The sequence below is a fragment of the Sphingobacteruim zhuxiongii genome (assembly GCF_009557615.1).
Taxonomy (GTDB): domain Bacteria; phylum Bacteroidota; class Bacteroidia; order Sphingobacteriales; family Sphingobacteriaceae; genus Sphingobacterium; species Sphingobacterium zhuxiongii.
This window is the reverse complement of the sequence record NZ_CP045652.1, coordinates 2,942,387-2,956,174: the sequence shown is the minus strand read 5'-3', so window position 1 is coordinate 2,956,174 and position 13,788 is coordinate 2,942,387. Positions and strand designations below refer to the sequence as shown.

9 protein-coding genes are annotated in these 13,788 nt (G+C 39.8%); 8 read left to right on the top strand and 1 reads right to left on the bottom strand.

The genetic code is table 11. The annotated features are described in order from the left end of the window. Positions 1-3: 3 nt before the first annotated feature. Complete coding sequence (locus GFH32_RS12510; protein ID WP_153511921.1) at positions 4-1,194, bottom strand: M20 metallopeptidase family protein; 1,191 nt, start codon at positions 1,192-1,194, stop codon at positions 4-6. A gap of 202 nt (positions 1,195-1,396) precedes the next feature. Here GFH32_RS12510 and GFH32_RS12505 point away from each other — a divergent pair, with 202 nt between their 5' ends. The 8 genes from GFH32_RS12505 to GFH32_RS12470 all read left to right on the top strand — a co-directional run bounded on the left by GFH32_RS12505 (position 1,397) and on the right by GFH32_RS12470 (position 13,782). Then, positions 1,397-2,866, top strand: a complete 1,470-nt coding sequence (locus tag GFH32_RS12505; RefSeq protein WP_153511920.1) for a sodium:solute symporter family protein — start codon at positions 1,397-1,399, stop codon at positions 2,864-2,866. 9 nt (positions 2,867-2,875) lie between these two features. Further along, entirely contained in the window at positions 2,876-4,120 is a 1,245-nt protein-coding gene (locus GFH32_RS12500; protein ID WP_153511919.1) for an AGE family epimerase/isomerase, read from the top strand. Continuing rightward, the gene (locus GFH32_RS12495; RefSeq protein WP_153511918.1) at positions 4,110-5,117 is read left to right on the top strand and encodes a Gfo/Idh/MocA family protein; all 1,008 of its coding nucleotides are present in this window, start codon (positions 4,110-4,112) and stop codon (positions 5,115-5,117) included. Before GFH32_RS12500 ends, GFH32_RS12495 begins: the two co-directional genes overlap by 11 nt. A 12-nt stretch (positions 5,118-5,129) precedes the next feature. Further along, entirely contained in the window at positions 5,130-6,476 is a 1,347-nt protein-coding gene (locus GFH32_RS12490; protein ID WP_153511917.1) for a Gfo/Idh/MocA family protein, read from the top strand. Between the two features lie 168 nt (positions 6,477-6,644). Next, positions 6,645-7,709 carry a LacI family DNA-binding transcriptional regulator gene (locus GFH32_RS12485; RefSeq protein WP_153511916.1) on the top strand — a complete coding sequence of 355 codons (1,065 nt, stop codon included), beginning with the start codon at positions 6,645-6,647 and terminating at the stop codon, positions 7,707-7,709. 102 nt (positions 7,710-7,811) lie between these two features. Continuing rightward, the gene (locus GFH32_RS12480) at positions 7,812-8,582 is read left to right on the top strand and encodes a glucosamine-6-phosphate deaminase (RefSeq protein ID WP_153511915.1); all 771 of its coding nucleotides are present in this window, start codon (positions 7,812-7,814) and stop codon (positions 8,580-8,582) included. Between the two features lie 6 nt (positions 8,583-8,588). Then, positions 8,589-9,962 (top strand): putative oxidoreductase C-terminal domain-containing protein, encoded by a 1,374-nt coding sequence (locus tag GFH32_RS12475; RefSeq protein WP_153511914.1) that lies wholly within the window; start codon positions 8,589-8,591, stop codon positions 9,960-9,962. 760 nt (positions 9,963-10,722) lie between these two features. Continuing rightward, complete coding sequence (locus GFH32_RS12470; protein WP_153511913.1) at positions 10,723-13,782, top strand: SusC/RagA family TonB-linked outer membrane protein; 3,060 nt, start codon at positions 10,723-10,725, stop codon at positions 13,780-13,782. Positions 13,783-13,788 lie beyond the last annotated feature (6 nt).

The window sequence follows — 13,788 nt, the reverse complement described above, 5'->3', positions numbered from 1 at the left end:
TGATTACAAATTTTGTAAAACGGAAACTGCTCCTTTAAACATAAATTCTACCGATCGCTCATAGATCGTCTCATCAATATCAAAGGTTGATGTATGTAATTCCGATACAATTCCTTTCTCTTCATTTCGAGTCCCTACAAAATAAAATAAAGAAGGATATTTTTGTGCATAGTAAGCAAAATCTTCCGATGCCATCCAAGTGGGTACAGAAATGCTGTGCTCAGATCCGTATAATTTAGCAGCCAGACTTTGCAAGGTCGTGGTAAGCGTAGGATCATTAAAGAGTGCAGGATAACCTCTCTTGATTTCAATTTTAGCAGATGCCCCATAAGCATTCACAGTTTGAATGATCAGATTTTCTATCTTTTCTAATGCTTTTGCGCGCCATGTCTCGTCTGTAGTTCGAAAGGTTCCAGCTAAGTGTACACTGTCCGGGATGACATTCGCAGCCCCATTTGCAATTACTTTACCGAATGATAAAACAGATGGGATTCGCGGATCCGCATATCTTGAAACGACTTGTTGCAAACCAACTAACAACTGAGCAGAAATTATGACAGGGTCTAAGTTCAATTGCGGTTGTGCGCCATGACCTCCACGACCCGAAATATCGATGTAAAGCTCATCACTTGACGCCATCGCATAGTCGGATTTAAATCCGAAAGTTCCCAATGGAAGCTGAGGAGAGACATGCTGACCAATGACTTTTTGAACCTGATAGCGATCCAATATTCCAGACGCAATAATAGCCGAAGCACCTCCAGGAATACGTTCCTCTGCCGCTTGAAAAATTAAAACAACATTTCCATCCAACGTGTGTTTGATTTCATTTAATAGATAAGCCACACCTAATAGGTTAGACGAGTGGAAGTCATGACCACAAGCATGCATTACTCCCGGGTTTAAGGAAACATAGTCGTGTTTGTTATCTTCAGTGATCGGCAAGGCATCAATATCTGCCCGTAAAGCGATGCTTTTTTCTGACTTTCCATTTCCGCGTATGTACCCGATAAGGCCAGTAGGAGATACCTGTTCGAAAGGGATTCCAATCTCTGACAAGACTGAACCAATATAAGTAGTCGTCGCTTTCTCTTCAAATGAAAGCTCAGGATGCTGATGAAGGTGTCTTCGCCATTGCACTACTTTTTCTATAATGTTAAATTCCTGCGTTAGTCTAGTTTCTATTTGGCTCATGGTCTTTCGTATTTTTCTGATTTTCAGTCTTGTAGATGAGCTTTCTATTCCTTATATTGTAGAACGAAGCCAATGTAAATTTAAAAATAAATTCAAAAATATCTTGCAAAGGTTTCAAATAAATCATATATTCGGGTACGTACACAATGAAGCATCATTAATGTACTTAACTACAATTATAATTTAAATTATTCTAAGCCATATGCAGACCATTGATTATGTCATCATTGTCGTATTTTTCATTCTCCTCATAGGTATTGGTGTATACAGTTATTTCAAAGTAAATTCCTCTGCTGATTTTTTTACAGCAGGAGGTAAGCTTCCTTGGTGGCTCTCTGGAATTTCGCATCATGTGTCTGGATATAGTGGTGCTGTCTTTGTGGCCTACGCCTCGATTGCATACACGCATGGATTTGTGATGTACGTATGGTGGGCATTTACGATCGCAATTGCCATGATCGGAACCATCGTATTTATTGCTCCACGTTGGGCGCGACTACGTGCTAAAACAGGAATACAATCGCCAACAGAATATTTAGCAACGAGATATAATCTGCCAGTGCAACAACTCATGGCATGGTGCGGGGTTATTGTCAAGTTGTTCGACGTTGGGGCCAAGTGGGCCGCTGTCGGAATCCTCTTAAACGCTTTCATGGGAATCCCTATTGTTACAGGTATTATTCTTTCCGGCGTAGTTACTTTATTCTATGTAACCTTAGGGGGCCTATGGGCGGATGTCTTAAATGACTTCATGTCATTCTTAATCCAAGTTGCATCTGGACTCGTGATGTTTGTCGTTGTACTAATGCATTTAGGTGATGGCGCAGCTGGTGTGTTCACGATGTGGGATCGACTGCCGGCTGAGCATAGCAACTGGTTCAATTCACCCTATACAGTAGGCTTTGCCATGGCATTTTTGGTCATAAATTTCTTTAGCTATAGTGGCGGAACATGGAATCTAGCAACGAGATTTATATCATCGCCATCTGGAAAAGACGCAAAAAAAGCAGCGATCTTATCAGCGATTTTATATCTCGTATGGCCGTTAATCCTCTTCTTTCCGATGTTTGCAGCGCCTATTTTCTTTCCAAATCTTGAAAGACCAGAAACATCATATTCGTTAATGGCGATGCAATTTTTGCCACCAGGATTGTTAGGCCTATTAGTGGCGTCGCTGTTTTCGACAACCTTGTCGATGACTTCATCGGATGCCAATACAATTTCATCTGTTATAACAAGAGATATTTTACCTGTAATGCTTAAACGAATAAACGAATTCGATAAGAAAAAAATGTTGTTGGTCGCTCGTATTACAACTTTTACGTTTATCCTTTTAACCATTTTTATAGCCTTTAATGCACAAACATTTGGAGGCGTAATTGGATTAATTATATCCTGGTTTGCAGCGCTTTTAGGCCCAATATCAATTCCGATGATCTTAGGATTATTACCATACTTTAAACGCAGTGGAAGCACCGCTGCATTGCTTTCAATCATCGGCGGATTACTGACATTTATCGTATTAAAAGTGATCGGCGGAACTGGACTTGCCGTTGAATTAGCAGGACCATTGATTATGTCGTTAACCCTATATATCGGCTATGCATTCATTGCAAAAGATGAAGTGCCAGAGAAAACTGAAGCATTGTTGGACGCTATAAATGAAGAATAGATAAGGACTATGAAAGAGGACTTAACAGAGAGTATTCCAAGTTATTCGAATGACGAGCTCGTAAAACTACTTGAACAATATAAAACGTATCTGTTCGAGGAGTATCTGCCATTCATTGATAACTACATTTATGACCGAGAGAATGGGGGCTATTTTTGGAATAGTACCTATCGCGGAAAGCAACTTTCAACAAATAAAAGAACATGGTATGACGCTCGGGGTACTTGGATATATTCTTATCTCTATAAACATATAGAACCAAATCCGCTCTATTTACAACGTGCCAAGCAGACGCTCGGCTTATTATTTAAAACCAAAGAAAAAGATGCTCGTTTTTGGCCTTGGTCCTATGATATCCTGGGTAAGGATCTGCAAGAACGCGAAGGCGATATCTATGGAAATTTATTTGTAGCAGAAGCTTTAGTCGGTTATGCTGAGGCCTCAGGGGATGATAACGCATGGGCTAAAGCGAAGGAGATTATGCTTCACGCTTTTCAACTATATCAATCTGAAGATTATCGCTATCTATTAGAATATTCACCGTCGGCAGATTATACAGCTGCGGAAGAAATATTAGGTCATTATATGATCTTTTTGCATTTAGCAACAAGTTTGTTATCAATCAAATCGGATGAAAATATTTCGCAAATTGCAGATAGTTGTCTAGATGCCTTAATTCATCAACATTACGATAGTGAAATAAATCTAATGCCTGAACTGGCAAGTAAGTCTAAAAATGGTCTTGATGAGCAATTAACGCAGTTTGTCTATATCGGTCATGCTATTGAGACGCTTTGGATGATTATGGAGGAGGCGAAACGTCGAGATGATCAGCAGTTGTTCGATCTTGCGGCAACGCGGTTTAAACATCATGTCGAAGTAGCGAACGATCGAATCTTCGGTGGTTTCTTTCATGGAATAGATCATGTTAAAGAGAACCGATTTCTTCTTGACAAAGTCCTTTGGGCACAGGAAGAAGTGCTCGTAGGCTGCCTTATATTGATTGAGGAGCATAAAGACGAATGGGCTTGGCAATACTTCAACAAAACCTTGAGGTATCTACAAGAACATTTCATAAATCAAAACCTGCCATATCGACCTTGGAAGATCAATGGAAATCGGCAGATGAATAACCAAGAGGAAGGAAAAAGGATAGAAAATTATCATCATCCAAGACATTTAATTTTTGCGATCCAGACCCTTGAACGAATTTTGAACAGAAATACCTTAAACTTAAATAGCTATGAAAAATGATGTTAGCAGAAGAGGTTTCATAAAAACTACAGCCATGGCCTCACTTGGAATCGGGATGCTCGGTCCTCAAACTAATTTTTTTGAACATCTGTCTACCTCACAGAAGGGAAAAAGAGTCGGAATTATTGGTTTAGATACTTCGCACGCGACGGCATTTACCAAATCATTAAATGGTGAAAATCCTGACCCTAAATTTAAAGGGTACAAAGTGGTGGCAGCTGTTGCTCAAGGTAGTAAGGATATTCCATCCTCTATTGAACGCGTTCCTAAATACATCGAAGAAGTGAAAAAATATGGTGTGGAAATCGTAAAAGATATCCAGGCCTTATTGAAAAAAGTGGATGTTGTCTTATTGGAAAGTAATGATGGACGAGTTCACTTAGAGCAGGCAATTCCGGTAATCAAAGCCAAAAAAACTTTATTTATCGATAAGCCAATTGCTGCTTCTTATAAAGACGCTAAACAGATATTTGATTTAGCGAAACAATATCAAGTACCTGTCTTTTCAACTTCCTCTCTACGTTTTATGGAGAAAGTGAAAGAAGTGAAATCGGGAAGCATTGGTAAAGTGTTAGGTGCCGATACGTTTAGTCCGGCGGCATTAGAACCGAATCACCCAGATTTCTTCTGGTACGGTATCCATGGCATTGAGATTCTGTTCGCATTGATGGGAACAGGCTGTGAGTCGGTTACTCGTGTGCATACAGAGGGTACGGACGTAGTCGTTGGTAAATGGAATGATGGCCGCATTGGTACATTCCGTGGACTGCGTGTTGGAAAACATGATTATGGCGGTACAGTCTTCGGCGAAAAAGGAAATACAACATTAGGTCAATTTAGAGGCTATGACTCATTATTGGAAGAGATCATTACGTTCTTCGAAACTGGAACGCCTCCTGTATCATCGGAAGAGACCTTAGAAATTTGCGCATTTATAGAAGCAGCTGATGAAAGCAAGCGTCAACAAGGAAAACCTGTATCATTAATAAAAGCATAAACCGAAAATAAGATGGAAGAATCTCGTAGAAATTTTATTAAAAAGGCAGTTATCGGTACAACAGCGGTAACTTTCGGAGGAATATTACCGTCCTTCTCTGCTAAGAGTTACGGCAATATTATGGGGGCCAATGAACGAATTAATATCGCTATGATGGGTGTAAACGCCCGTGGAAAAGCGCTAGCGAATAATTTTGCATTGCAGGCTAATTCACAAATTACTTATATCTGTGATGTTGACTCGGGTGCAATTGATCGTTGTATGCCAGAGGTGATGAAACGTCAAAAACATCAACCTAAAGCGGAAGGCGATTTCCGCCGTGCTTTAGAAGATAAAAACGTCGATGCACTAGTTGTTGCAGCTCCAGATCACTGGCATGCTCCTGCAGCAATCTTAGCCTCTTCGGCGGGTAAACACGTATACCTAGAGAAACCTTGTAGCCATAATCCGCATGAAGGAGAATTGCTGATCGAGGCCGTAAAGAAATATAAGAATGTCATACAAATGGGTAATCAACGACGTTCTTGGCCCAATGTGGCAGCCGGAATACGCGAAGTGCATAACGGAGCCATTGGAAAAGCATACTTCGCAAAAACATGGTATACGAACAATAGAGCGCCTATTGGTATCGGTAAAGAAGTTGCGGTACCAAACTGGTTAAACTTCGACTTATGGCAAGGACCAGCTCCTCGTCGGGCATATAAAGACAATATTCTTCATTATAATTGGCACTGGTTCTGGCATTGGGGAACTGGAGAGGCATTGAACAATGGTACTCACTTTGTCGATCTCGCACGTTGGGGACTACAAGTTGAATTCCCGACAAAGGTAACTTCCGTTGGAGGACGCTATGCACATAAAGACGATTGGCAAACGCCAGATACACAAACGATAGGTATGGAATTCGGCAATAACAGCATGATTACTTGGGAAGGTAGAAGCTGTAACGGATTGAAAACCGATGGTGCAACGGTCGGTGTCGTATTCTACGGTGAAAAAGGATCCTTGCAAATTAATGGAGATAACGCATATCAGATTTACGATTTAAATAGTAAATTGATAAAAGAAGTGCGCGATACCAATAAAGTGGAAGCGACTAGCTTAACCAATCCGTCTCAACAATTAGATGCAATACATATTCAGAACTTTTTCTCCGCAATTAAAAACGGTACGGCATTAAATTCTGATATCATCGGTGGTCATCAAAGTACCTTATTGGTGCAGCTAGGGAATATTGCTCAACGTACTGGAAAAGCATTGGATATCGATCCTAAAACAGGTAAGATATTGAACAACAAGGATGCTATGAATAAGTATTGGCAGCGTGAATACCAGAAAGGTTGGGAACCGAAGGTTTAATACGAATAGCCGTTTTGGTTAAATTGGAAGTGCAGGTCCATTAGTCGCTGTACAATTAATCGAGTAAACTACTAAATAACATTAATAATGTTTTTTGAGTTAATAAGTTTTACTGATTAATTAGTTATCTTGTGAATCAATCCGTTAATACGGTGTCATTGGATTTATATGGAAAAAAAGGAAAAAGTGTTAAACGGAGTAAAGGAGATTGCGCGAAGGGCAAAAGTGTCAATCGCTACAGTCGATCGCGTATTACATAATCGTGCTGGTGTTTCAGAGAAAACAAAAGCAAAGATTCTTGAAATCATTAAAGAGCTCGATTATAAACCTAACATACTTGCGAGACGCTTGGCATCTTCAAAAACCATGCATCTCTATACCCTTATACCAGAAAGATCTGCAGAGACTGACTATTGGGATGTACCTTTACAAGGTATTTTTCAAGCAGAAAATGAAATTAAGTTGTATAATGTCAAAGTTTCCAAATTCTTCTTTGATATGAACGATAAGCAATCGTTTATTGAACAAACCAAACGAATTTTAAAGGAAACCGATATTGATGGATTACTTTTAGCACCTGCTTTTGTCGAGGAAGCAATCACATTTACTGAAGAATGCAAGCGAAGAAATATCCCTTTTGTTTTTATTAACTCGGATATACCTCAACAAAAGAGCTTAAGTTATTTTGGTCCAAACCTTTTTCATAGTGGACAGACTGCAGCGCACTTAATACAATACCTAACCAAAGAAGCTGATAAAGTATTGCTTTTGAATATAGCGAAGGATATCGACTCGGATCACCATATTTTGCGTAAGCAAGAAGGCTTTATGCATTATTTCCAAGAAAATAGTCCTCGAACGATAGTGACCGAAAATCTATATGATACCAGCTATGCTGCGGTAAAGAAGGCGTTGTCAAAAATCGTTAAGGCGGATCCAGATCTACATCTAATCTTTGTAACCAATTCCAGGGTAGCATTAGTTGCTCGTTTTCTCAAAGAGATCGGAAAGAAGGATATTCTGCTGATAGGTTATGACTTTTTGCCAAACAACATCACGTATTTAAATGAAGGTTTGATTGATTTTCTAATCTGTGAAAAGCCGCAAGAGCAGGCCTATCGAGGAATAAAGGCTTTATATCGTTTTCTGATGTTTGAGGAAGATCAAGAAAAAGAATACTTTATGCCTATCGATATTATTCATCGCGAAAACCAACAGTTTTACAAGAATTAATGTGTATCCGAATAGATAAATGGACAACAATAGCTTCTGCTTTCTATTCGGGTACCTACACTAAAAAGAATAAAACCCTATCATCAAATTATATATAAACCTATGGATGTAAAAGAAATTGAAGTCGGTACACTCAAAGTGTATACTTTTGAAAATAGACGAGACCTAGGTTTAACGGCCGGGAAGCAGGCGGCAAACAGGCTTGTCGAATTGCAAAAATCTCCAGAGAAAATTGTTCGCATGATATTCGCATCTGCGCCGTCACAGTCCGAGACCTTAGCTCAACTCAGCGAAGAGCAGGGAATTGACTGGTCAAGAGTGGAGGCTTTTCATATGGATGAATATGTAGGGCTCCCGACATCACATCCACAGAGCTTCGGTCGGTTTCTGCAGGAGCATTTATTTGACAAAGTAAAAATTGCTAAGGCCAATTATATTAATGGTATAGCGGAAAATCCAGCCGAAGAATGTGCTCGTTATGAGGCATTGTTGAAGGAAGCTCCGATAGATATTGTTTGCTTAGGAATTGGCGAGAATGCACATATCGCTTTTAATGAACCGCATATCGCTGATTTCAATGATCCCTATTTTGTGAAATTGGTCGATCTAGATTTAACAAGCCGCCAACAGCAGGTGAATGATGGTTGTTTCGCTGTTCTACAAGAAGTGCCAACCCATGCAATTACCCTGACCGTGCCAGCCTTATTCGCTGGTAATAGTCTGTTTTGTATGGTGCCCGGACCAACAAAAGCATCGGCCGTAAATATGACGTTAAATCATGAAATTTCGAGCGACGTGCCAGCAACGATTTTGCGTACGCATCCAAATACTGGATTATATATCGATAAGGAAAGCGCCGCTCAATTAAACTAAATTGAAATGAGAAAATTAGCTTTTGCATTGTTAATCATCGCCAGCATGAATGCTTGTAAAACTGAAAAGGAAACGAATACAGGGAAACTCACCTTGATGACTTTAGATCCCGGACATTTTCATGCCTCTTTAATTCAAAAGAGCTTGTTGCCGGGTATTGATTCCCTTTGTTATGTTTATGGTCCGAAATCATTTGGCCTGACATCCCATATCGGCCTGTTGGAGCAATACAACAGTAGAGCAGATAACCCGACGCACTGGAAAATTGAACAATATGTTGGCTCCGATTTCTTAGCAAAGATGTTGGAAGAAAAGCCCGGAAATATTGTCGTACTAGCAGGGAATAATAAACAAAAAACCGATTATATTCATAAATCGGTATCTGCTGAATTAAATGTTCTTTCCGATAAGCCAATGGCAATTAATAAAGAAGGATTTAACCTCTTAATTGATGCCTTTAATGTCGCTGAAGAGAAAAAAGTGATGTTATACGATATCATGACCGAACGCTATAATATTTTCTCCATCCTTCAAAAGGAACTAATTCACAACAAGGAAATTTTCGGAACGCTAGAAAAAGGAACGGCGGAGCATCCAGCAATTATTAAAAACTCGGTTCATCACTTTTATAAAGAAGTATCTGGTAAACCGCTAATTCGACCTGACTGGTATTACGATGTAGAGCAGGAAGGAGAGGGGATTGTTGATGTGACGACGCATGCTATCGATTTAGTACAATGGCAGTGTTTTCCTGAAAACGTATTTGACTATAAAAACGATGTACAATTGTTGGGAGCAAATCGTTTTCCAACCAAGATTTCAAAGCAGCAATTTGAACAATCCACGGGGAGCACGAATTTCCCGGGTTTCTTGGAAAAGGATGTGAAAAATGATACCCTAAACGTTTATGCTAATGGTGATATTAACTATACACTGAAAGGCATCCACGTGAAAGTGGCAGTACAATGGAATTACCAAGCACCTGCAGGTTCTGGTGATACGCATTTATCACAGGTGAGAGGGACACGTGCTATCGTATCCATCAAGCAAGGAAAGGATGAAAATTATAAACCGAAATTATACATAGAACCAGTAAATAATACGGGTTTCACCGATGCAGAGAAAAAAAACATTGCCTCGGAAATTGAGAAGATTGCTAAAATCCACCAAGGGATAACACTTAAAGAAAAAGACAAAGGGTTTATCCTTGAAGTTCCAGAAACACTCGTCGAAGGACATGAAGAACATTTTGCACACGTCGCTAACAAGTTTTTTAACTACGTACGTGAGGGTAAGATGCCAGAATGGGAGAAATCCTATATGTTGACAAAATATTTTATTACGACAGAAGCCTTGGCAAAAGCCAAGACCATACGATAAACGATGTAATCCAAAACTAAACCTGAATTGGAAAGCGGACCTCATTGAGGTCCGCTTTCTTTTTTGATCAGTCATCCTAAAGTGTGTCGGCACTTTGAAACAGTCTACATCCCTTTCACTTCCCTTTCACTTCCCAATCACATCCCTTTCAACACCGGAAGAAGAGGGCTATGATAGGGATTTCTAGTGGCACTAATAGGTAGTGAAATAAACGTAGGTATTGAAGAAGTTCACGATTGGTTTTGATAGGAATGATTACTAATCAAAGGCTGAATCTAGATCATGTTCTAGATTGTACGAGCGTCATTGTTCACGTATACTCTTGGGAACTTCAGGAGCCTTATGAAGGGGTAATTCTTGAATATTTAATACGATGAATGTGGTTCTATAGTCCTTTTTGGTATATTTATTTTACTGCAAATCAGTGTTTTACGTACTTTATTTAAAATAATCTACTAAAATAGTAGACTTTATTTTTGAAAGCTTGTATATTTGTCAAATGTTATTCAATTGGCGTTGGTAACCGTATGTATTATTTTATTAAACTAAATCACTTTATGGAACACAATTTATCTAGTAAATCACCTCGACCTACCTTCCTAACAAATACTTCGATTCGCATGTGCATGCGAATGTGTCTTTAGTCATTTCCCTTTAACAAAAAAAAGGGAAGCATGGCTTCCCTCTTATTCAATAATGAAACAAGTTTTCAATTGGCGTTGGCACTTGTAAGTATTCACTATTAAACTAAAGCAAACATATGAAAAATATTGGAGTACTCCGGTATTTCAGTTTATTGCTATGGGCTTTTAGCTTGCTAATTTCTCAGCTCTATGCACAAGATAAACCAAAACCTATCATTAACGCATCTTTAGAAGGTGTTGTTCTAGATTCTTTAACACGACAGCCCATTGAGGGAGTCACCATACAATTGGAGGCCGTTACTCATGCGGTCAAGACCGATCGACAGGGACGTTTTCAGTTCGTAACTGGACAGAAATTGCCTTTCACAATTCAAGTCGCATATCTCGGCTATAAATCCAAAAAACTAGTAATCAATGTGTCACCAGCCGAAATTTTATTGACACCATCTTCGGAAGATTTGGATGAGGTTGTGGTTGTCGGATACGGTACGCAACGTCGTCGCGATCTGACGGGAGCTGTAGCTTCCTTGCCAGAGAGTTTTCTAAAACAGAAAGTGAGCTCCGTCGATCAAGCATTAAAGGGTGCTGTTTCTGGGGTTCAAGTAACTCAGACTTCTGGGCAACCGGGCGCAGGTGTAAGTATTCGTGTACGAGGAGGTGCATCGATACAGGGAGGTAATGAACCGCTCTACGTGATCGATGGTTTCCCTGTATATAATCAAACAGAAAGCACAGGCGTCAATAGTGGAACACCAGTAAATCCATTAGCGAGTATCAATCCAAGTGATATTGAAAGCGTCGAAGTGATGAAAGATGCTGCCGCGACCGCTATTTACGGATCAAGAGGTGCCAATGGTGTTATTTTAATTAGTACAAAAAAAGGAAAGGCCGGACGTGTGCAATTGAACTACGATGGGAGTGCTGGATGGCAATCGGTCGTAAAACAAATTGATGTCTTGAATGCAACAGCCTTTGCCAACCTTCGTAATGAGGTGCTGTATGATACGAATCCGAGCAAGGGTAAAAATCAATATCTCACGGAGGAGAAGATAAGCGAATTAGGAGAGGGAACAAACTGGCAGAAAGAAGCATTTCGCGTAGGGCAAGTGCAAAATCATCAGTTGTCATTAACGGGAGGTGCAGAGCGCGTACAATATTATCTTGGTGCTAATTACCTCGACCAAGAAGGGGTGATTATCAATACAGACTTTAAGCGCTTGGGCTTTCGCTCCAATATTCAGGCAAAGCCTTTTGAACGATTAGATGTTGCAGCAAATTTGACGGTTAATAAAACAAATTCTCAAATTGCTCCGTCGGGAATCGTAAATGCCTTGCTAATTATGCCTCCGACTGCGACGGTTTATGAGCCAGATGGGACTTACACCCTTAGAAACCCATTTGAAAATATCTTCGCCAATCCTATTGCAACATTAAGAGAGACAGAAAATCAGTCTAACAATTTACGAGTTTTAGGGACTACTTATGCGCAATATCAATTGGCGAAAGGACTTTCTGCTAAGGTGCTATTTGGAGTCGATCTGAGTAATCGAAATGACAAATACTACTTACCTTCTTATATCTATGAGGGCGCCGGAAGCAAGGGAAATGCAATCTTGGGGAACCTAGAAAATCAAGCTTGGTTGAATGAAAATACGTTGACTTATAGCGGCAATTTTGGACAACATGATTTAAACGTCTTGGTTGGGTTTACACAACAAGAAAGTACAACGAGTTTGTTTAACGCAGGCGCTTCAAATTTTGTGACCGACGAGCTGCTTTACAATAGTTTGCAAAGTGGATCAGTTATTATTCGTCCGAACTCCGATGCTTACAACTGGGTATTACATTCCTTTTTAAGCCGAATAAATTATAATTATGCGAATAAGTATTATGCTTCGGCTAGTATACGACGTGACGGAAGCTCACGATTTGGCAAAAATAATAAATGGGGAAACTTCCCTTCCTTGGCTTTGTCTTGGAGAACAAGTAAAGAAGATTTCTTCAGCAATCTACTTCCTGTTATTAACGATTTGAAATTTCGGGCAAGCTTTGGAGCCACCGGAAATCAAGAGATTGGACAATACCAATCTTTGGCGACGCTATATGCATTAAATTATTTCTTCGGAAACCAAGTGCTGACTGGCTTTGCCTCTCAGCGCGTTCCAAACGCCGAATTGGGCTGGGAAACTACTTATCAGTATGATGCAGGGATTGACGTCGCTTTCCTCCAAAGTAGAATTCAAATATCTGCGGATTATTACTATAAGCGTACAAAAGATCTATTGTTGAGTGTGGAGATCCCTTGGACAAGTGGTTACGGTACCTCTTTGCAGAATTTCGGTTCTGTAAGCAACAAAGGGGTAGAACTTAGTATCAAAACCAGGAATATTCAAGGTAATTTCGATTGGGACTCTGACTTAAACGTTTCTTTCAATCGGAACAAGGTGCTATCGATAGGTGATGGCTCAAGCCAATATATCAGTGGTAATTACCTTATTGCTGTTGGGAAGCCGCTGGGTACATTTTATGGAACAGCGACCGACGGCATTTTGCAAACTGGCGAAGAAGTTACAAAGGGAATTTATACGGGCAATGCGACACCAAAAGCCGGAGATCGATTGTATAAAGATATTGATGCTGATGGGAAGTTTACCGCTGCGAACGACCGAACAATCATTGGAAACGCTCAGGCTGATTTAATCTTCGGCTTTAGCAATAATTTGTCCTATAAAGGATTTGACTTAAGTTTTCTAATTCAAGGAACGCTTGGAAACCAGATTTTGAATATTAATCGACAGAATTTGGAAATGTTTACTGGCCAACAGAATGCTTCTATTGATGCATTGGATCGTTGGACTCCAACTAATCCGTCTCAAAGTTATCCGCGTGCAAAGCTAGATCCTGCACCAATTTTTTCCGATCAGTTTGTTGAATCCGGAAGCTTTCTGCGCTTAGCGAATGTACGGTTCGCTTATTCACTTCCAAAAACATGGTTAAACGACGCGCATGTCAATCAGGCTCAGCTTTATTTTACTGGACAAAACCTACTAACAATTAGTAATTATAGAGGATTTGATCCAGAAGTAACTTCTGGAAGTAATGTGCAAATAGGTACTGATGCGGGAATCTATCCGGCTGCAAAATCACTGTCTTTGGGTCTTTCATTAACCTTTTAATCGATT